Annotated in this window: 17 protein-coding genes, 1 tRNA gene and 1 pseudogene; 4 read left to right on the top strand and 15 right to left on the bottom strand. The window is 38.8% G+C overall.

Features of this window, described 5'->3' with window-relative positions; translation table 11 throughout:
- Positions 1 to 57 precede the first annotated feature (57 nt).
- Positions 58 to 519 carry a RidA family protein gene (locus tag ACFIJW_RS00520; RefSeq protein ID WP_375607219.1) on the top strand — a complete coding sequence of 154 codons (462 nt, stop codon included), beginning with the start codon at positions 58 to 60 and terminating at the stop codon, positions 517 to 519.
- Positions 520 to 653: 134 nt separating this feature from the next.
- Positions 654 to 1,076: an HIT family protein gene (locus ACFIJW_RS00515; RefSeq protein ID WP_375632769.1), complete on the top strand. Its 423-nt coding sequence runs from the start codon at positions 654 to 656 to the stop codon at positions 1,074 to 1,076.
- A gap of 7 nt (positions 1,077 to 1,083) precedes the next feature.
- Here the strand turns inward: ACFIJW_RS00515 and clpA are convergent, their stop codons facing one another.
- Positions 1,084 to 3,435, bottom strand: a complete 2,352-nt coding sequence (gene clpA / locus ACFIJW_RS00510) for an ATP-dependent Clp protease ATP-binding subunit ClpA (protein WP_375632768.1) — start codon at positions 3,433 to 3,435, stop codon at positions 1,084 to 1,086.
- A gap of 6 nt (positions 3,436 to 3,441) precedes the next feature.
- Positions 3,442 to 3,813: an ATP-dependent Clp protease adapter ClpS gene (gene clpS, locus ACFIJW_RS00505; protein ID WP_273790742.1), complete on the bottom strand. Its 372-nt coding sequence runs from the start codon at positions 3,811 to 3,813 to the stop codon at positions 3,442 to 3,444.
- Positions 3,814 to 4,048: 235 nt separating this feature from the next.
- Between clpS and ACFIJW_RS00500 the strand changes: the two genes are divergently transcribed.
- Together ACFIJW_RS00500 and ACFIJW_RS00495 are read left to right on the top strand one after the other, a co-directional pair.
- The gene (locus tag ACFIJW_RS00500; protein WP_375632766.1) at positions 4,049 to 5,398 is read left to right on the top strand and encodes a D-alanyl-D-alanine carboxypeptidase; all 1,350 of its coding nucleotides are present in this window, start codon (positions 4,049 to 4,051) and stop codon (positions 5,396 to 5,398) included.
- 32 nt (positions 5,399 to 5,430) lie between these two features.
- Positions 5,431 to 5,709: a hypothetical protein gene (locus ACFIJW_RS00495; RefSeq protein ID WP_375618379.1), complete on the top strand. Its 279-nt coding sequence runs from the start codon at positions 5,431 to 5,433 to the stop codon at positions 5,707 to 5,709.
- A gap of 405 nt (positions 5,710 to 6,114) precedes the next feature.
- Here ACFIJW_RS00495 and ACFIJW_RS00490 read toward each other — a convergent pair whose 3' ends face one another.
- The 13 genes and pseudogenes from ACFIJW_RS00490 to ACFIJW_RS00430 all read right to left on the bottom strand — a co-directional run.
- Positions 6,115 to 7,506, bottom strand: a complete 1,392-nt coding sequence (locus tag ACFIJW_RS00490; RefSeq protein WP_375632764.1) for an L-serine ammonia-lyase — start codon at positions 7,504 to 7,506, stop codon at positions 6,115 to 6,117.
- A gap of 340 nt (positions 7,507 to 7,846) precedes the next feature.
- Entirely contained in the window at positions 7,847 to 8,536 is a 690-nt protein-coding gene (locus ACFIJW_RS00485) for a nitroreductase (RefSeq protein WP_375618388.1), read from the bottom strand.
- 205 nt (positions 8,537 to 8,741) lie between these two features.
- On the bottom strand, positions 8,742 to 8,945 hold the full coding sequence (locus tag ACFIJW_RS00480; RefSeq protein WP_375618381.1) for a hypothetical protein: 204 nt from the start codon (positions 8,943 to 8,945) through the stop codon (positions 8,742 to 8,744).
- A gap of 716 nt (positions 8,946 to 9,661) precedes the next feature.
- Complete coding sequence (gene rpoC / locus ACFIJW_RS00475) at positions 9,662 to 13,873, bottom strand: DNA-directed RNA polymerase subunit beta' (protein WP_375632761.1); 4,212 nt, start codon at positions 13,871 to 13,873, stop codon at positions 9,662 to 9,664.
- A 171-nt stretch (positions 13,874 to 14,044) separates the two neighbouring features.
- On the bottom strand, positions 14,045 to 18,193 hold the full coding sequence (gene rpoB, locus ACFIJW_RS00470) for a DNA-directed RNA polymerase subunit beta (RefSeq protein ID WP_375632759.1): 4,149 nt from the start codon (positions 18,191 to 18,193) through the stop codon (positions 14,045 to 14,047).
- Between the two features lie 290 nt (positions 18,194 to 18,483).
- Entirely contained in the window at positions 18,484 to 18,855 is a 372-nt protein-coding gene (gene rplL, locus ACFIJW_RS00465; RefSeq protein ID WP_273790654.1) for a 50S ribosomal protein L7/L12, read from the bottom strand.
- A 101-nt stretch (positions 18,856 to 18,956) separates the two neighbouring features.
- Entirely contained in the window at positions 18,957 to 19,475 is a 519-nt protein-coding gene (gene rplJ, locus ACFIJW_RS00460; RefSeq protein ID WP_375632757.1) for a 50S ribosomal protein L10, read from the bottom strand.
- Between the two features lie 355 nt (positions 19,476 to 19,830).
- Complete coding sequence (rplA, locus tag ACFIJW_RS00455; protein WP_375613460.1) at positions 19,831 to 20,535, bottom strand: 50S ribosomal protein L1; 705 nt, start codon at positions 20,533 to 20,535, stop codon at positions 19,831 to 19,833.
- A 4-nt stretch (positions 20,536 to 20,539) separates the two neighbouring features.
- Positions 20,540 to 20,968 (bottom strand): 50S ribosomal protein L11, encoded by a 429-nt coding sequence (gene rplK / locus ACFIJW_RS00450; RefSeq protein ID WP_273723157.1) that lies wholly within the window; start codon positions 20,966 to 20,968, stop codon positions 20,540 to 20,542.
- A 150-nt stretch (positions 20,969 to 21,118) separates the two neighbouring features.
- A complete protein-coding gene (gene nusG / locus ACFIJW_RS00445; RefSeq protein ID WP_375632755.1) occupies positions 21,119 to 21,649 on the bottom strand; it encodes a transcription termination/antitermination protein NusG in 531 nt (176 codons plus the stop codon).
- Positions 21,650 to 21,669: 20 nt separating this feature from the next.
- A complete protein-coding gene (gene secE, locus ACFIJW_RS00440; protein WP_375632753.1) occupies positions 21,670 to 21,882 on the bottom strand; it encodes a preprotein translocase subunit SecE in 213 nt (70 codons plus the stop codon).
- A gap of 196 nt (positions 21,883 to 22,078) precedes the next feature.
- Positions 22,079 to 22,154 (bottom strand) — tRNA-Trp (locus ACFIJW_RS00435).
- Positions 22,155 to 22,201: 47 nt separating this feature from the next.
- A pseudogene (locus ACFIJW_RS00430) lies at positions 22,202 to 22,270 on the bottom strand (elongation factor Tu); the annotation flags it as partial.

Here is a 22,270-nt window from a genome sequence, read left to right as displayed (position 1 = left end):
AATCAAAAAATAGATTATGCAATGAATATATTATAAAGCAGCTATGGAGTTAAAATTATGACCAATATGATTGAAAAAAACTTAGAAAAATTCGGGATCACTCTTCCTGAAGTAATCTCCCCCCTTGCCAATTACATCACCACTTCACAAAGTGGCAATCAACTCTTTATTTCTGGGCAACTTCCTCTTATTAATGGAAAACCAATAGCCATCGGTAAAGTTGGTGCAACTGTGAATACCGAACAAGCCCAAAAAGCATCTGAAGCTTGCGCTCTCAATATTCTCGCGCAACTCAAGGCAACTCTGGGTGACTTAAATAAAATAAAACGTGTGGTCAAAATTACTGTTTTTGTGGCTGTAGATTCTCATTTTACCGATATTCCTTTTGTTGCCAATGGAGCTTCTAATTTATTCGTCAATATCCTTGGTGAAATTGGAAAACACGCCCGTTCTGCTATTGGTGTTGCCTCTCTTCCTATGGATGTTCCTGTAGAAGTTGAAGCCATCATAGAAATCTAAACCTTCATTAAGACAGTGCATTATCCTAAATATAACTGAAGTCAAAATACTTCTTTGTCTTACACTCTGATAAACCTTGCATTTTTTCGTTTTTAAATTAGAATCTTAAACTTACGATAAAAGGAAATATTTGTATGAAACAAGCTTATGACAATAACAATATTTTTGCTAAATTGATTCGCAATGAAATCCCTTCTGTTCGTGTCTACGAAGATGATGATGTTATTGGATTTATGGATATCATGCCACAGGCACAAGGTCATACGCTGGTCATTCCTAAAAAAGGCTCTAGAAACTTACTTGATGCAGATCCTGAAACATTATTTCCTGTTATTAAAGCTGTTCAAAAAATTGCAAATGCTGTCAAAAAAGCCTTTCAAGCAGATGGCATAACTGTCATGCAATTTAATGAAGCAGCTAGTCAACAAACCGTCTATCACCTTCATTTTCATATTATACCACGTATGGAGGGAATAGAGCTTACCCCTCATAATGATATGGTAACGCCTCCAGAAATACTTGAAGAGAATGCAAAAAAAATCCGTGCAGCTTTATAACACACTCTTAAGTTGTTGTGCTTTTTTTCCTACACGTTTTTTTTGTAAAGTTTTCCATTTTACTTTTCTTTGAACTTACAGATATATCGGAAGATGAAATTTCTAACTGTAAGCTTTCTTTTTTACCATTTGATTTTTGTGTCAATACGCGAACGGTACCGCCATTGCGTAACTTTCCAAATAAAATTTCATCAGCTAATGGCTTTTTAATATATTCTTGTATAACACGCCCTAATGGGCGTGCTCCCATCTGAGAATCATATCCTTTATTAGAAAGCCATAAAGTTGCAGAAGGGCTTAATTCAAAACAAATTCCCCGATCAGCTAATTGTGCTTCAAGCTGAAAAATAAATTTTTGCACTATCTGATTGATGATTAAATGAGATAAAGGTGCAAACGGAATAATTGCATCTAACCGATTACGAAATTCTGGTGTAAATAACCGATTGATTGCTTCTATATCCTCACCATCACGATGTACTTTCCCAAATCCAATAGCTGATTTTGCCATATCTGAAGCACCAGCATTGGTTGTCATAATCAAAATAACATTGCGGAAATCAATTTTCTTACCATTATGGTCTGTTAATCTACCATAATCCATTACCTGCAATAAAATATTAAATAACTCTGGGTGCGCTTTCTCAATCTCATCTAGCAATAGAACTGCGTGAGGTTTCTGATCAACGGCATCTGTAAGGAGACCTCCTTGATCAAACCCTATATAACCTGGAGGTGCTCCGATTAAACGTGCTATCGTATGCCGTTCCATATATTCTGACATATCAAAACGCAATAATTCAATGCCTAAAGATGATGCAAGCTGTTTTGCAACTTCAGTTTTTCCTACACCTGTTGGTCCTGAAAATAAATAACTTCCTATTGGTTTATCCGGTTCGCGTAAACCTGCTCGCGCCAATTTTATGGATGAAACTAAGACGGAAATTGCCTGATCTTGACCATAAACAACATGTTTGAGTTCTCTTTCAAGCTTACTCAGTATCTTCTGATCATTCCGGGAAACTGTTTTTGGTGGAATTCTTGCAATTGTAGCAACAGTCGCTTCAATTTCTTTAACACCTATACTCTTCTTGCGTTGTTTTTGTGGCAAAAGCTTTTGCGCTGCGCCACTTTCATCAATAATATCAATTGCTTTGTCAGGTAACCTACGGTCAATTATATAACGTGAAGATAATTCTACAGATGCCTTCATCGCCTGATCTGTATATTTAATCTGATGAAAATCTTCAAAGTAAGGCTTCATCCCCTGCAAAATTTTAATCGCATCTGTAACAGAAGGTTCATTAATATCAATCTTCTGAAAACGACGCTCTAAAGCACGATCTTGTTCAAAGAATTTGCGATATTCTCTGTAAGTCGTCGAACCAATACATCGCATAGTTCCAGAAGATAACACAGGTTTCAAAAGATTTGCTGCATCCATATTTCCCCCTAATGTTGCTCCTGCTCCAATTAAGGTATGGATTTCATCAATAAATAAAATAGCATCTGGATACAGCTCAAACTCTTTAATAACTTGCTTTAAGCGTTCTTCAAAATCACCGCGATAACGTGTACCTGCAACAAGTCCCCCCATATCAAGAGAAAATATTGTTGCATTTGATAAAACTTCAGGCACTTGCCCATCAACAATGCGCTTTGCCAATCCCTCAATTATAGCTGTTTTCCCTACTCCAGGATCACCAACCAAAAGCGGATTGTTTTTTGACCTTCGACATAAAATCTGAATCATGCGTGAAATTTCTATTTCACGGCCAATTAATAAATCAATTTTTCCATTACGTGCTTTACAATTGAGATCAACACAATAATTCGTTAAAGCACTTGTTCCTCTTTCACCATTATCCGAAATCTGCTGATCTAATTGCTCTTCAAGTCCTTCAAGTAACATGGATAACCCATCATCACGCGTGACACCCTGTGAAATAAAACGTACAGCATCATAGCGTGTCATTCCCATCTCTTGAAGAAAATATGCTGCATGGCTTTCACGTTCAGAAAAAATTGCAACAAGAACATTTGCCCCCGATACTTCATCTTTTCCAGCTGATTGTGCATGAATCACCGCACGTTGGATAACACGCTGGAAAAAAGCTGTAGGCTTTGTATCCTCATCAGCTCTAATCTGTTCATCTAACTCTGAGCGAAGATAATTGGTTAAGCGCTCTCGCAATTCCTCCACATCTACTTGGCAAGCCTGAATAACGGAATTTGCATCGGCATCATCTAACAGCGCAAGTAGAAGATGCTCTAGTGTTGCATATTCATGCCGTGCTTGAGTAGCAATTGTTAATGCACGATGCAAAACCTCTTCAAGACTAGGTGTAAAAGATGGCATAGCTCCTCACTTCCATTCCATTACACATTGTAACGGATGTTCATTTTGACGCGCACATTCCCTCACTTGTAATATTTTCATTTCAGCGACTTCATAAGTATAAGTCCCACATTCTCCTATCCCATTGTGATGAACATTTAACATTATCCGCGTTGCCTCTTCGAAACTTTTTTTAAAAAAGTTCTTCAAAACGAAAACAACAAAATCCATAGGTGTGTAATCATCATTAAGCAAAAAAACTCGACATAATTTAGGTTTTTCGAGTTTTTCTCTAGCCTTAGGCATTATAACCGCACCATGCCTACCTTCATCCCAATTCTTGCCCTTTTCATTATGCATAATATGAGCTATAGAGTTTATTATGAGCGTCTGTCCCATTATCGTTTTCCATGCAACACATTTTTTATTAATTTTAAATTCTTTCATAACTATTGCAATACCTGTTTGTATTAGAAAAAAATCTCCCTCTATGGTTAGACTTCAATCACTCACTCATAAAATAACTTCTGTAAACAAATTAGTAATACCATTCGCCTAAACTGCATCAACAAATTACAGAAAAGGAAGCTTTATAGAAGTTTTTCAGGATAAATGGAGAAATAGGATACTGCAAGTGTATATTAATTATCAAAAAATTATGCGCTACTGTAAAACAATAGCAATTTCTTTTGTTATGTTAGCTTTTTCTTACTGTTGGGCATCAGCCACACCTCAAGGCGCCTATCCTGATAAGTATGCGGCTATTGTTATAGATGCTACTACGGGAAAAACTCTATTTCAAGCCAATGCAACACTGAAACGTTATCCTGCTTCTTTAACAAAAATGATGACATTGTACTTACTCTTTGAAGCTATGCAGATGCGTCGTGTGACACCAAATACACCAATTCCTGTTTCTCATTATGCAGCAATGCGTCCACCAACAAAAATTGGATTTAAAGCAGGCCAAACAATTTCTGCAGAATCAGCAGCTAAAGCACTCATTACAAGATCCGCAAATGATGTTGCTGCTGCCATTGCAGAATATCTTGGAGGTAGTGAAAAAAAATTCGCTCAAATGATGACAATAAAAGCTCGTAAACTTGGCATGAAACATACACATTTTGCAAATGCTTCAGGACTTCCGGATGTGCACAATTATTCTACAGCACGAGATATAGCGACTTTGTCATTAGCTTTACGTAAACATTTTCCCAAACAATATAAATTGTTCAAAACAAAAAGTTTTAATTTCCGTGGACATAAAATTAACAGCCACAATAAACTTGTTAAAATAATGAAAGGTGTCGATGGAATTAAAACAGGCTACACACAAATGTCAGGTTCTAATTTAGCAACTTCGATGCGTCTTGAGGGGCGCTCTGTTGTCGCTGTTGTTATGGGAGGTAAATCATCTACTGCGCGTGACGAGCATATGGCTAGCCTATTGAAACAATATTTGCCCAAAGCAAGCCAAATGAAAAGTGGTGAACGTTTAATGGCTTCTGTACGCTATCACTTACCGACTGGCGCCAATACTCCTATACCGACCATTAAAGCTGATTCAAGTAATTTTGACGATGAAATTTCGACTATGTTGACAGCATTTGCAGAACAACCTAAAAACTCCAATATCGCAATAACGGCTGTAAATAAGGTAATTATACCAATACCGAATCCTCAAAAAACTATACCGGCTGAGACTCATAAAATTGTAACAGTCTCTTTGTCCGAAAATGCCGGATGGGCTATCCAAATTGGTTCTCTTCCTAGTGAAGAACAAGCAAAAACTCTACTTTTAAAAGCAAAAAATATAGCTTTTTCTATTTTAAAACACGCATCTTCACACATGCAACTGTTTGAAAAAAATGGGCGGCGTTATTACCGAGCGCGCTTTACAGGGTTTCAATCAAAAAAAGCTGCATTTGATGCTTGCTCTACATTAAAGAAAGCAAATTTTAACTGCTATACTGTAGCCTACTAAAAATTTTTGAATTCTGCGTTAAGGATAGTATTATGACAGATAATGCTTTTGCTTCATTCCATAAAAAAGAAATTTTATTGAAGCAATCATCCCTCCTTTCATTGCGTTCTCTTCACGATGCTGCCGCAAAACTTACTGGTTTAAAATATAATTCGACTGCATTAGATACACAATCTCTTGTTCACCTTCTCATTTGCCAAACAATACGCAACCGTCGTCTCATAATGCCTCCTGTACGCATTCATTTACGCGTTGCGAGCCAAACTGGTAATGTGCCTATTAAAATCCGTTTAGGAGCAACAAATATTTAATTTCTCTAAAAAATTATTTTATTATTAACCATTATCTACAGCCTTAGAAAACCCTTTGATAAACATACTTTTTTCTTAAATTGTTGAATTTTTCTGACAGCTTTTCCAACTATCCAATATCTCCAAGCTTTCAATAAAAACATTGTTAAGGACATAAAAATACCCAATATTTTTCCACTTTTGGATTTAATATAAAAATTATCCTTGATATCTTTCTGGAAAAAATGAATAGCTTCATTAGATGAAAGCTTATCATTTGATGGGATTATTGTAAAAGTTCAATAAAGAAAGTCCCTCTTAATAACGCTCCCCATACAACATAAACGCTGAAAAAACATAAGCTTTATCAGAAAATACGATCTCTCTCCCAAAAGTCCAGTTATGGATTGAAAAATGTTCCAGCTCTTAACAAGATATCACATTGACTGCAAGACCACCTTTACTTGTCTCTTTATAGCGTTCACTCATATCATGACCAGTCTGGCGCATTGTTTCTATACAAGCATCAAGAGAAACAAAATGATCTCCATTACCATATAATGCAAGAGAAGAAGCCGTTACCGCCTTAACAGCTCCCATTGCATTACGCTCAATACAAGGAACTTGTACAAGACCTGCAACAGGATCACATGTCATTCCCAAGTGATGTTCAAGCGCAATTTCTGCCGCATTTTCAATTTGAGCTGGTGTTCCACCTAACGCTGCGGTCAACCCTGCTGCGGCCATTGAAGATGCCGTTCCAACTTCACCTTGACACCCAACTTCTGCACCAGAAATAGAGGCATTATGTTTGATAACACCGCCTATAGCTGCTGCCGTTAATAGAAAATTATGTATTCCCTCTCGATCTGAATCATCATTAAATTGAAGATAATAACGCAAAACGGCTGGGACGACACCGGCTGCTCCATTTGTTGGTGCTGTAACAACACGACCACCTGCTGCATTTTCCTCATTGACGGCTATAGCATATACCGAAAGCCAATCATTTGCCCAAAGTGGATAATTGTAATTTTTCTTTTGTTTTTCCAAAAGCGTTTCATGCAGCTTTTTAGCGCGCCTTAGAACACGCAATCCACCAGGCAACTCACCTTCTTGTGAAAGACCTCTATCAATGCAATTTGTCATCGCTGAAAAAATTTCATCAAGCCCTACATCAAGAGAAGAACGCTCTATCTTTGTTTCTTCATTTAAGCGCTTCATTTCAGCAATTGAAAGTCCTGATTTTTCTGCCATTGATAACATTGTACAAGCAGAATCGAATGGATATGGTACCTCAAATGCTTCTGGTTGTATATTATCATTCATATGGCTTAATTCATCCTCAGTCACAACAAAGCCACCACCGATAGAATAATAAATCTGCCGCAACAGAACATTCCCATCAGTATCAAGTCCTTCAAAGGCTAGTCCATTTGTATGTCCAGGGAGGATTTGCTTTCGTTCAAAAATAAGATCACGTTGCACATCAAACTGATAAGCGGGATGACCTACTGGTTGCACTTTTTTTTCACGTATAACTTTTTCTAACAGAAACCCCATGCTATCAGGATCAACAGTAGAAGCTTTTTCTCCTAAAAGTCCTAATATGATAGCTCTATCTGTTGCATGACCAATACCCGTGAAAGCTAAAGAACCATAAAGATAAACACGTATACGAGAAACTTGAACATCAGACGACTGAGAAAAATCTCCTATCTTTTGCAAAAACATATTAGCAGCTGTCATTGGTCCCATCGTATGTGAGCTAGAAGGACCAATCCCAATTTTAAAAAGTTCAAAAACAGATAGAAACACGTATCACCTTAAACTATAGTACAGCTTGAGCATATATGCTTTTTCATAACGTTTCTTCCGTTTAAAATCAAATTGCGAGATAAACTAAAAAAATGACAACAATAAACACGAATGTCGCTCGTCTTGCTACCACCCAACACTTTCTTTCTATAGTGTTTTCCATTAGCCAACCTTTAAAACGGACAATGCCCCTAGAGTCACAACTCCTAATGTTTGAAGCGTAGTAAAATAAGTGTTAATATGCAATATTAAAATTCAATAAGGATGAGAAATCTTATCGGAAATATTTTTCATAATGCACTAAGTTCTTCAAAACGTATGCTTAATTTTATAAAATATTTTATGGATATGTTTCAATGAAACGTACAAATTTTTCTAACGATTCTCGTTCTGTCTCAAAATTGTTTTCTGGAGCACTCATATCGCGATAACCAAGTGCCATACCACAGATAATATGGCGATCAGAAGGAATAGATAAAAGCGTACGAATCTGTTTATGATAATCAGCAAAAGCAGCTTGAGGACAGGTATCTAATCCAAATCCACGTGCAGCTAACATAATGGTCTGCATAAACATACCCAAATCAAGCCAACTCCCCATTTCCATGTCGTGATCCATTGTAAATAAGAGTCCTACAGGTGCATCAAAAAATAAAAAATTTCGCGCCTTTTGATGAAGTACTTTTTCTTCATCATCTTTTTGAATTCCAAGACTCTGATAAAGATCCAAACCAACTTTTCGACGCCTTGAAATATAAGGCTCACGCCACTGACGTGGATAATAACTATATTCACGCTCTCCTTTTACACCTGAAAGCACAAGTTGTGAAAGCTCTTGCCCTACTTTCTGTAATACACTTCCTGTAAGCACAATTACTTGCCATGGCTGAATATTTGTTCCAGATGGTGCACGTGCTGCAAGTTTTAAGATTTCTTTGATTGTTTCCAAACTAACTGGCTGATCAGTAAAAGCGCGAATTGACTTTCGTGACAAAATAGATTGAAAAACACTCATAGGAGAAACTGTCATTGTTTTTACTTTCTTTATGAAAAATAGTTTTTTCTTATCAAGGATAATATACTGCGAAAATACCTTTGCAGCTTTTTCAAACACTCTATTTCTTTAAATGACTTACACATTTCACGCAGTGGTAAATATTCCCCTTAGAGATAGTATAATCTATCTCTTTTAAGAGAAAGAAATTTGTCTAAAAGAAGACAAAATAAATTTATAATCAATGACTAACCCCCAACTCCGCTAAGCTCTCAAAAAAACTCTCTTCAATTCGTTCTAAATCCTGTAGAAGATCATCAACATCATGCTGCATCTGCTTTAAATCAGTTCGTTTTTTATGAATTCCTGCAATTAATTTCTTAAGCTTTTTCTCATCATCAGGTGGTTTTCCAACCATTGTCAACATATCAGATATTTCAGACAACGAAAATTTTACTCTGTTAGCATACAGGATTTGTTTTAACTTATGACGATCCGTTTATGTATAAAGCCGTGTACTTCCACACCGAAAAGGGATAAGAAGTCCCTCTTCTTCATAGCAAAGTTCGAGCTATTATTGAAAACTCACGTGTTAATTTTCCAATTGAATAATATTCGTACATTTTATTATTCTGTCTGCATAGATCACATTGTTATAAGAAATATGTCTATTTTTTATAAAACTTAGTGAGCACCTTAATCTCTACTTTTCTGCATTTTAATTTAGAAGAAAATACATTCATAAACATTGTATAGTAGAAAATCAATTATTTTTAGATTACAGAAAGACTATTGATCTTTCATTATAAATCCTTTTAAATCTCTATAGAAGATATCAATTAAAAATTTTCCTAAAGTTTAAAATCAATCATTATTTGATTTGTAGATAATCAACTCTTTTCCTTGAATATGATTTTTGAGTTTCACATATTTGGGAAAAAACTTTCTATACTGCCTGCAGAAATTAAGAAACTTTAAAATGAAACAACAAGAAAGATAAGCATCATTACAAAACAATAAGCTACTAAAGATGTTTAAAATAACTATCGCCTTATAATTTTTGATATTTTTCAAGAAAATATACAACTTCTGCATTTCGAAATAAAAAACGTCTGAACTTTCTATTCAGACGTTTTTATATTATGTGGTGTTGTATTTAAATTATTCAGCAACGGCCCCGGTTGTCATATTTGTCAACATAGCCTTAGCCACTTCGTTATTACTAGACTTACGCTGCTCATCTACAATCAAATCATCACGAACTGCAGCAATACGACGGATTTGAGAAATTGTACCACCCGTACCTGCTGGAATAAGACGACCGACAATAACGTTCTCTTTAAGTCCTTGCAAAGTATCAATTTTACCAGAAACTGCTGCTTCAGTAAGAACACGTGTTGTTTCCTGAAACGATGCCGCCGAAATGAAAGAAGGCGTTTGAAGAGAAGCTTTTGTAATTCCAAGAAGAATGGGATTACCAGATGCAGGTTTCTTCCCTTCTGCAATCAAATTATCATTGATTTCATCAAGTTCAATACGATCAACATTATCACCTGGAATATAACCAGAATCTCCAGATTCTGTAATTTCAACTTTTTGCAACATTTGACGAACAATCACTTCAATGTGCTTATCATTAATAAGAACTCCCTGCAAACGATAAACCTCCTGAATCTCATTAACAAGATAAGATGCCAAAGCTTCAACCCCCTTAATCGCCAAGATGTCATGAGGTGCTGGATTACCATCAAGGATATAATCTCCCTTTTCAATTTGATCGCCTTCTTGGAAATGGAACAACTTACCTTTTGGAATCAAGTATTCTACTGCCTCAAGAGTTTCATCATTTGGTTCAATAATGATACGACGTTTATTCTTATAACCACGGCCGAATCGAATCGTGCCACTAACTTCAGCAATAATCGCATGATCCTTTGGACGACGCGCTTCAAAAAGCTCAGCCACACGAGGAAGACCACCCGTAATATCTTTCGTCTTGGCACTTTCCATTGGCAAACGAGCAATAACATCACCAGCCTTAACATGAGCACCAAGCTCAACAGAAAGAATAGTTTCCACTGACATCATATAACGGGCTTCACCTCCCTTATACAATTTAGCAATGGATTCACCTTCTTTATCCGTGTGAATAATAATAGCTGGTTTAAGATCCGCACCACGTGGATTAGCGCGCCAATCAATCACCAAACGCTTCGTAATACCCGTAGATTCATCAGCTGTTTCAGTGACAGATAAACCATCAATCATATCTTCAAAACCCACATAGCCTTCAACTTCCGTTAAAATTGGACGTGTATAAGGATCCCATTCTGCTATACGTTGGCCACGTTTAACCACATCACCATCATCAACAAAAATATGAGCACCATAGCTAACACGATGTACAACGCGCTCTTTTCCTAACTCATCCTTGATAAGGATAGCCATATTACGCCCCATAACAACCAAATGGCCTTCAGAGTTACGAACCACATTACGATTACGAATCTCCACCTTACCTTCATAAGATGCCTCTAAATACGATGAATCAACAACCTGCGCAGTTCCTCCTAAGTGGAAAGTACGCATAGTAAGCTGTGTTCCCGGCTCACCAATGGATTGAGCAGCAATAACACCAACGGCTTCTCCCTGATTAACAGGTGTTCCACGCGCCAAATCACGACCATAGCATTTTGCACAAACACCAAGACGTGTTTCACATGTTAATGCAGAACGAATTTGAACAGATTGAATTCCAGCTGCTTCAATCTTCGCGACATCAGCTTCCTCAATCATTGCTCCACCTTCAAGGATAACCTCTCCAGAGACAGGATGTAGAATATCAACAAGCGCTGTACGACCAAGAATTCTTTGCCCAAGGGAGGCAACAATTTGTCCTGCATCAACAATCGGCTGCATGGTAAGCCCTTTTGCGGTACCACAATCAACTGCTGAAATAATAGCATCCTGTGCAACATCAACAAGACGCCGTGTTAAATAACCAGAGTTCGCCGTCTTTAACGCAGTATCAGCAAGTCCTTTACGTGCACCATGCGTGGAATTGAAGTATTCATTAACAGTTAGACCTTCTTTAAAATTGGAAATAATGGGTGTTTCAATAATTTCACCCGATGGTTTTGCCATTAATCCACGCATACCGGCCAATTGTCTCATCTGGTTAGCAGAACCACGAGCACCAGAGTGCGACATCATATAGATAGAGTTCATCGGCCGTTGACGACCTGTTTTAGGATCAAAATCGACGGCTTGAATACGTTTCATCATTTCATCTGCAACGCGATCTGTACATTTACCCCAAGCATCTACAACCTTATTGTATTTTTCACCTTGTGTAATCAAACCATCATTATATTGCTGTTCGTACTCCTTAGCCAAAGCTTCTGTTTCTGCGACTAAACGCGACTTACTATCAGGAATAACCATATCGTCCTTACCGAATGAAATTCCTGCACGACAAGCATAAGAAAAGCCAAGCTGCATAATACGGTCACAAAAAATAACCGTCTCTTTTTGTCCACAGTGCCGATAAACATGATCAATCATTTTAGAAATGTTCTTTTTCGTCATCTCTTGATTGACAATATCAAATGAGATATCCGCACTTCTTGGCAAAAGCTCACCGATAATCAAACGACCAGGTGTCGTATCATAAAGTTTAGAGACTTCTTTTCCATCCTTCCCCATATTCTTAACACGGCCTTTAATCTTCGTATGAAGCGTTATAACCTTATTTTCCAAGGCATAATGAAGCTCACCTATATCAGAAAAGGCCATTCCTTCACCTGGTTCTTTTTCAGAAACAATTGAAAGATAATAAAGACCAAGAACCATATCCTGTGAGGGAACAATAATGGGAGCACCATTGGCCGGATGAAGAATATTATTGGTGGACATCATCAAAACACGGGCTTCAAGCTGTGCTTCAAGAGAAAGCGGCACGTGAACCGCCATCTGATCACCATCAAAATCTGCATTAAAAGCAGTACACACCAGTGGATGAAGTTGAATAGCTTTGCCTTCAATTAAGATAGGTTCAAAAGCCTGAATCCCCAAACGGTGCAATGTTGGCGCACGGTTGAGTAAAACAGGGTGTTCACGAATAACCTCATCCAAGATATCCCAAACTTCTGGATGTTCTTTTTCAACAAGCTTCTTTGCCTGCTTTACCGTTGATGAATAGCCTTTTGCATCAAGCCGCGCATAAATAAAAGGCTTAAATAATTCAAGAGCCATTTTTTTGGGAAGACCACATTGATGCAATTTTAATTCAGGACCCGTCACGATAACAGAACGCCCCGAGTAATCAACACGCTTCCCAAGTAAGTTCTGACGAAAACGTCCTTGCTTGCCCTTCAACATATCTGATAAAGACTTAAGAGGACGTTTATTGGCTCCAGTAATCACACGCCCACGCCGTCCATTATCAAACAATGCATCAACAGCTTCTTGTACCATACGCTTTTCATTGCGTACGATAATTCCAGGAGCACGCAATTCAATCAGCCGTTTCAAGCGGTTATTACGATTAATAACACGCCGATAAAGATCATTCAGATCTGATGTCGCAAAACGCCCACCATCAAGCGGAACCAATGGACGCAAATCCGGTGGAATAACCGGAATTGTTTTCATAATCATCCACTCTGGCTTATTTCCAGATTCAAGAAAATTTTCAACGATTTTAAGTCGTTTAATCAATTTTTTCTGCTTTAACTCTGAAGTTGTTTCAGCTAATTCAAGACGCAAATCATTAGCGATTTTATCTAACTCCATACTAGCTAAAAGCTCGTAAATAGCTTCAGCGCCAATCATAGCTGTAAACTGATCTTCTCCAAATTCATCAATAGCAAGCATATATTCTTCTTCAGAAAGAAGCTGATGGAGCTTAAGAGACGTCAATCCTGGTTCGGTTACAATATAATTCTCAAAATAAAGAACCCGTTCAATATCTTTTAAAGTTAAATCTAAAAGTGTAGAAATACGACCTGGTAATGATTTAAGAAACCATATATGCGCAACGGGTGCCGCAAGTTCAATATGCCCCATACGCTCACGACGTACGCGGGAAAGAGTAACCTCTACACCACATTTTTCACAAATAATGCCCTTATACTTCATGCGTTTATATTTGCCACATAGACATTCATAGTCCTTAATAGGGCCAAATATACGTGCACAAAAAAGACCATCACGCTCTGGTTTAAAAGTCCGATAATTAATCGTCTCAGGCTTCTTAATCTCACCATACGACCAGGACAAAATTTTCTCAGGACTCGCAATAGAAATACGAATAGAGTCAAATGTCTGCGCTGGCGCTTGAGGATTGAAAAGATTCATGACCTCGTGGTTCATGCTGTTCTCCTTCAAAGATTCTTAGAACCTGTTGTAATATCTCATCTATTTTATAACAGATCTTCTTTAAAAGACATTTACTTTTAAAAATGACCTGTATAGCCTTAATAAGGTTATTGAGCCTCTTAAAGTAATAAGAGCGCACCTTTTTCTAGTGCGCTCCTTGAATTATTATTCTGCCGTATCAGACAATGCCCGCTGTGCAATAAGTTCACGCGCATCATCAAGCTCCACATTAAGAGCAAGTGAGCGCATTTCTTTTACCAACACATTAAAGCTTTCGGGTATACCTGCCTCAAATGTATCATCACCACGCACAATTGCCTCATAGACTTTTGTTCGACCAGCCACATCATCTGATTTTACTGTTAGCATCTCCTGCAAAGTGTATGCAGCACCATAAGCTTCAAGTGCCCAAACCTCCATTTCACCAAAACGCTGACCACCAAATTGTGCCTTACCTCCTAATGGCTGCTGCGTAACAAGTGAATAGGGACCAATAGAACGTGCATGAATCTTATCATCAACAAGGTGATGCAATTTCAACATGTAAATATATCCCACCGTTACTGGACGATCAAAAGGCTCCCCAGTACGACCATCATAAAGCGTAACCTGCCCTGAACTATCTAAGCCTGCGTCTTCCAGCATCATGTTAATATCAGACTCATGTGCTCCATCAAAAACAGGCGTTGCAATTGAAACCCCTTTCTTCATCTGCAATGCCAATTTGTAAAGGCTTTCATTATCATACTGACGAACTGGTTCATTATGATTATCATCAGGCATAAGATTTTCAATACGCTGACGCAACGGCAATATATCCCCAGTCTCTTGATATAACTCTAACAAAGCACCAATCTTCTTGCCCATCCCCGCACATGCCCAACCAAGATGCGTTTCAAGAATTTGTCCAACATTCATACGACTAGGCACACCAAGCGGATTCAAGACGATATCAGCATGGGTCCCATCTTCAAGAAATGGCATATCTTCTACGGGAAGAATACGTGAAACAACACCCTTATTCCCGTGACGTCCCGCCATCTTGTCACCTGGTTGGATTTTGCGCTTCACAGCCACAAAAACCTTCACCATTTTCATGACACCAGGAGGCATTTCATCACCTCTTTGGACCTTTTCAACCTTATCCATAAAGCGACGTTGTAATGCTTCTTTTGATTCATCATATTGCTTGCGCAAAGCTTCAATTTCATTTTGAAGCTTTTCATCCTCAACAGCAAATTGCCACCACTGGGATCGTGGATAATGCCCCATTACTGTACTATCAAGCTTTTTGCTGCCCGAAAAGCCTTTCGGACCTTCTACAGCAACTTTACCTGTCAACATATCGGTGAGGCGCGCATAAACATTGCGATCAAGAATAGACTGTTCATCATCACGGTCTTTTGCTAAACGCTCAATTTCTTCACGCTCAATTGCCATCGCACGTTCATCTTTTTCCACGCCATGGCGATTAAAAACGCGAACTTCAACAACAGTACCAAAAGTCCCAGGAGGCATACGCATAGAAGTATCACGAACATCGGATGCCTTTTCCCCAAAAATTGCACGCAGAAGCTTTTCTTCCGGCGTCATGGGACTTTCACCTTTCGGGGTAATCTTTCCAACTAAAATATCACCTGGTTGAACTTCAGCACCAATATAAATAATGCCAGCTTCATCAAGATTTCTTAACGCTTCTTCCGCAACATTAGGAATGTCGCGCGTAATTTCCTCAGGTCCAAGTTTTGTATCGCGTGCCGCAACTTCAAATTCCTCAATATGAATTGAAGTAAACACATCATCAGCAACAATGCGCTCGGATAACAAAATAGAATCTTCATAATTGTATCCATTCCAAGGCATAAAGGCTACGAGAACATTCCGCCCAAGAGCCAAATCACCAAGATCCGTGGATGGACCATCTGCAATGATATCACCTTTCTCTACCCTATCACCGACATGTACAAGAGGACGCTGATTAATACAAGTGGACTGATTAGAACGCTGAAATTTCTGTAAGCGGTAAATATCAACGCCTGATTTTGAAGGATCTAAATCTTCTGTTGCACGGATAACAATACGGGTAGCATCGACTTGATCAACAACACCACTACGTTTTGCACTTACAGCAGCTCCTGAATCGCGCGCAACAATAGATTCCATTCCCGTCCCAACAAATGGCGCTTCAGCGCGTACAAGAGGAACTGCTTGACGCTGCATGTTCGATCCCATAAGCGCACGATTCGCATCATCATTTTCCAAAAAAGGAATAAGCGCTGCTGCAACTGAAACCAACTGTTTTGGTGAAACATCCATCAAATCAACATGATCACGCGGCGCCATTAAAACTTCACCAGCATGACGGCAAACAACAAACTCTTCTATAAAACGACCTTCGTTATCTAATGAAGAATTAGCCTGAGCGACATAATGCTTTGCTTCTTCCATCGCTGAAAGATAAATAACTTCTTTTGTGACTTTCCCATCAATAATTTTTCGATATGGGCTTTCAATAAAGCCATATTTGTTAACTCGCGCAAATGTTGCTAAGGAGTTAATCAGACCAATATTGGGGCCTTCTGGTGTTTCAATCGGACAAATACGACCATAATGCGTAGGATGTACGTCACGGACTTCAAAACCCGCACGTTCACGAGTCAAACCACCTGGACCAAGAGCAGAAAGACGGCGCTTATGGGTAATTTCTGACAATGGATTGGTTTGATCCATAAACTGCGACAATTGTGAAGACCCAAAAAATTCACGGACCGCTGCTGCCGCAGGCTTTGCATTGATTAAATCCTGTGGCATAACTGTATCAATTTCAACCGATGACATACGCTCTTTTATCGCACGCTCCATACGAAGAAGACCAATGCGATATTGATTTTCCATCAACTCCCCAACGGAACGAACGCGACGGTTGCCAAGATTATCAATATCATCAATTTCACCACGTCCATCACGCAATTCAACCAACATCTTAACAACAGCAAGAATATCCTCTTGGCGTAAAATACGAACTGTGTCTGGACAATCAAGATCCATACGTAAATTCATCTTAACACGCCCGACAGCTGAAAGATCATAACGCTCTGGATCAAAAAACAATGAATGGAACATTGCTTCTGCTGTATCGATTGTTGGAGGTTCACCTGGACGCATCACCCGGTAAATATCAAATAACGCATCCTGCCGACTTTCATTTTTATCCACCTTCAAAGTATTGCGGATGTAAGCGCCAATATTCATGTGATCAATATCAAGAATATTGACTTGATCAGCACTAACATCGAGCAGAATTTTTAATACTTTTTCGTCAATTTCATCACCAGCTTCAAGGTAGATTTCACCTGTTTCGTAATTGACGATATCTTCGGCTAGATAACAACCTAATAAATCATCTTCACTAACTTTAACCGCTTTAAGTCCTTTTTCTACCAAAGACTTCGCAGTACGAACTGTTAATTTTTTACCAGCCTCCGCAACGACTTCACCACTATCTGCATCTATAAGGTCAGAAATGAGCTTCATTCCTTTAAAGCGATCCACAGAATAAGGAACTCGCCATCCTTCTCCATCACGCTCATAAGTCACTTTATCATAAAACGTCGATAAAATATCCGACGCATCCATACCTAATGCCATCAAAAGACTAGTAACAGGAATCTTGCGCCGTCGATCAATACGCGCATAAATGATGTCCTTAGCATCAAACTCAATATCAAGCCAAGAACCTCGATACGGAATAACACGAGCAGCAAAAAGAAGCTTTCCTGATGAATGGGACTTTCCTTTATCATGGTCAAAAAAGACACCAGGAGAACGATGCATCTGAGAAACAATAACACGCTCCGTACCATTAACAATAAAGGTACCATTCGTCGTCATTAAAGGCATATCACCCATATAAACGCCTTGCTCTTTAATGTCTTTGATATCTTTGGAGCCAGTATCCTCATCAACATCAAAAACAATCAAACGCAATATGACCTTTAATGGGGCAGCATAAGTTAAATCACGTTGACGGCACTCTTCAACATCAAATTTTGGTAAATCAAATTCATAACCTACAAACTCAAGCATAGCTGTACCGGAAAAATCTGAAATAGGAAAAACCGATTTAAAAACAGCTTGCAAACCTTCATCTGGTCGTCCACCTTTCGGTTCCTCAACCATGAGAAATTGATCGTATGAGGCTTTTTGAACCTCAATAAGATTTGGCATTTCTGCTACTTCAGGAATCTTACCAAAAAATTTCCGTACGCGCTTACGACCATTGAATTGAGACATCATTGCGTGAGTCTGAGCCATCGTCGCTCCTTGATCTTTACTCTTCAAGGTAGACCAACCTTGAAAGCCTTATACCATTAACCTGCATATGCAGACCAGTTCACTTGACACTCAATAATGAGCATCATTAACTTTCCCCACCAACATAAGCCATTTATCTCTTTGACTCTATGATGAAGGGGTAAGTAATCCAAACCTATCCCATTCCTGTTACGAAACCATTGGGAAAAGGTTTTTTACTCATTATTTTCCCTCTTTGTATTAAGAGAAAGAAAATCGGCGAACATAAATGCCCGCCGATAAAATTAAATTTACTTAAGTTCCACCTTAGCACCGGCAGCTTCAAGTTGAGATTTAATTTTTTCTGCTTCTTCTTTAGAAGCAGCCTCTTTAATAGGCTTAGGTGCACCTTCAACCAGATCTTTAGCTTCTTTAAGACCAAGTCCAGTAAGAGCACGAACTTCCTTAATAACATTAATTTTTTGTGCGCCACCTTCAACAAGAATAACATCAAATTCTGTTTTTTCTTCAGCAGCTGGAGCAGCAGCACCAGCAACAGCAGCGACAGCTACAGGAGCAGCAGCCGAAACTCCCCACTTTTCTTCAAGTAACTTAGAAAGCTCAGCGGCTTCCAAAAGGGTTAGATTAGAAAGGTCTTCTACGATCTTCTCTAGATCAGCCATTTTTAAATTCCTTCAATTAAAAGATTTTAACCATTATTAAATCTTATTCAAAAAAACAGAAAAGCATTAAAGCTCTTCCATAAACGTGAATACAAACAGCCTTAAGCCGCCTTATCCTCCTGAGCATATGCTCCAATGACACGTGCAACCTGACCAGCAGGGGCATTAACAACCTGTGCAATACGGGTCGCAGGGGTAGAAATCATACCCACAAGTTTTGCACGCAACTCGTTTAATGAAGGCAATGAAGCCAATGACTTCACAGCATCTACAGTTAAACTTGTTGCACCCATTGAACCGCCAAGTATGACAAATTTGTCATTGCTTTTCGCAAAATCAACAGCAACTTTCGGTGCTGTGATTGGATCTTCTGAATAAGCAATAAGTGTTTGTCCAGTAAACAAATCCACTATCGATTCAGATTCCGTGCCCTGAAGAGCGATTTTAGCAAGACGGTTTTTGGCGACCTTAACGGCACCGCCAGCTTCACCCATTTTCGAACGCAAATCATTCATCTGTGAAACTGTCAGACCGGAATAATGTGCAACAACAACAGAACCAGACTTCCGAAAAGCCTCGTTAAGCCATGTAACAAATTCGCGTTTTTCCGCTCTATTCACTGTCTCTCTCCATTTAACAGATTTGCTTAAAACAAACCTGTTGGTTACCTTTGATAACATAAAACACTTCATGTCACCGATGAGGATCCTGTCCCCTTTTTCACGCACAGCGCTCAAAGGCAACCTTGGCTCAAACCCTTTAAGTCTTTTAACTCTCAGTTTTTACCCCAGTCTCATGCAGGTTTTTTTTGATTAAGATACTTAAAAGCATCACCTACAATCTCGGACAGGATATTCCGGAATTTCTCCCGGTACAACCTAAGCCCTATAAAGCTTAGATAGCGAGCTGATCAAAATCAGCATTTTAAATACAATTTTGATATTCCCATACCCCAAAACAAAATTATAAATCAGCTTATACTAGCTCTGAACGAACCGTTGCTGGATCAACTTTAACACCAATTCCCATAGTCGACGAAACAGCAACGCGCTTAATATACTCACCTTTTGCACCTTGTGGTTTGGCTTTAATAACTGCACTTGCAAAGGCTTTTATATTTTCTACGATTTTTTCAACACCAAAAGAAGCCTTACCAATACCAGCATGCACAATACCAGCTTTTTCCACACGAAACTCAACAGCACCACCTTTAGAAGCTTTGACAGCACCGGCGACATCAAGTGTTACAGTACCAACTTTCGGATTCGGCATCAAACTCCGTGGACCAAGAATCTTACCAAGACGACCAACAAGAGGCATCATGTCTGGCGTTGCAATACAACGATCAAAATCTATAGTCCCTCTATTAACGCTTTCAAATAAATCTTCGGCACCCACAATATCAGCTCCTGCCGCCTTAGCTTCCTCAGCCTTATCCCCACGAGCAAAAACGGCAACACGAATATTTCTCCCTGTTCCATTAGGCAAATGAGCAACGCCTCGAACCATTTGATCAGCATGACGAGGATCAACACCCAAGTTCATTGAAATTTCGATTGTTTCATCAAACTTAGCAACAGCACGCTCCTTAACCATTGAAACGGCATCTTTTAAAGCGTAAAGTTCATTAAAATCAATATCTTTTCGGATATTTTTTATTCTTTTTGCTACTTTTGCCATAATATTAGCCCACCACTTCCAAGCCCATCGAGCGAGCAGAACCTTCAACCATACGCATTGCTGCCTCAATGTCATTCGCATTAAGATCTTTCATCTTTGATTCCGCAATCGAACGAATTTTATCGCGAGAAATGCTTCCTACAGACACTTTACCAGGCTCTTTTGAGCCAGATTTCAGGTTTGCTTCCTTCTTTAAAAAGAATGATACAGGAGGCGTCTTGAGAGAAAATGTGAAAGATTTATCTTGGTAATACGTAATAACAACTGGAATCGGTGCCCCCTTTTCCATTTCTTGTGTCGCTGCATTAAACGCCTTACAAAATTCCATGATATTAATACCACGCTGCCCAAGAGCTGGACCAATCGGTGGAGATGGAGTAGCAGCTCCTGCAGGGACCTGCAACTTAAGCTGACCTATACTTTTTTTTGCCATAACAATCTGCCTTTAATTTTACTGGTATACTGACAATTCATCTTGCCCGTTACCCGCTTGCAGTCACGTGGTTCGGATCATTAAGCCGACAAAAGCTATAAATCACCTCCCACTCCTTCCTTAAAGTAATTAAAACTACTCTAAGTTTAATCAGAGTTTTTCAACCTGACTAAATTCCAAATCAACAGGCGTAGGACGCCCAAAAATAAGCACTTCAACCTTAAGACGAGAGCGCTCTTCTTCAACCTCTTGAACAATTCCATTAAACGAAACAAAAGGACCATCAGCAACGCGAACTTGCTCTCCAACCTCAAACAATACAGAAGACTTTGGAGACTCAACCCTTTCCTGAACTTGTTTGAGAATTTGCTCAACCTCTCGATCAGAAATGGGAACAGGACGCGCATCTGATCCTAAAAAACCTGTCACTTTAGGCGTATTCTTAATAAGATGATAAACTTCATCTGTTAACTCAGCACGAACAAGAACATAACCAGGAAAAAATTTTCGCTCAGTATCAACTTTGCGTCCACGACGAACCTCTACAACACGCTCTGTTGGAACAAAAATCTTTTCAAAAAGATGATCAAGTCCCTTTTGCTTTGCCTCCTTATCAATAGCTTCCGCTACTTTCTTTTCAAAGTTTGAATATGCCTGAACAATATACCAACGAGCTGCCACAGTCACACTTCCTTACATTCTCAACTAAAAAGATATTTCAGAAGATCAATAACCCGCCAAACACCAAAATGCATAACCTGATCCACAATAAAAAAGAAAGTTGAAGCCAATGCAGTTACCAACAAAACCATAATAGTAGAAATAACCGTCTCACGACGTGTAGGCCATTTCACTTTAATTGTTTCTGCATAAACCTGCTTCAAAAAGGTAATCGGATTGGTTTTAGATGCCATCGTCACACTATACTCTCTCTAGTCCTATTGTGTTTTATAGAATAAAATAAACAGGAAAAAAATGCAAAAGCCAACTTTCAGACTTATGCAATTTCCTTACTTTCTATTCAATACCGTTTCACACACAAAAAAACAAGCCCCATATCAAAAAAAGCGAAAAAGGCAGCAAAATCCACTCCCTTATATGTACCCCCTTTGGCAGGGGCAGCAGGACTTGAACCCGCGACCTGCGGTTTTGGAGACCGCCGCTCTACCAACTGAGCTATACCCCTAACTCTCAAAACTAAAACACTTTTAACACCCCTTTAACAAGCATTATTTATTCAATGATCTTAGAGACGATACCGGCACCAACAGTACGACCACCTTCACGAATAGCAAAACGAAG

It is taken from the genome of Bartonella sp. MM97QHHN (assembly GCF_042194285.1).
Classification (GTDB): Bacteria; Pseudomonadota; Alphaproteobacteria; order Rhizobiales; family Rhizobiaceae; genus Bartonella.
The sequence above is the reverse complement of the archived record's forward strand: the minus strand, read 5'-3'. Positions and strand labels throughout refer to the sequence as shown.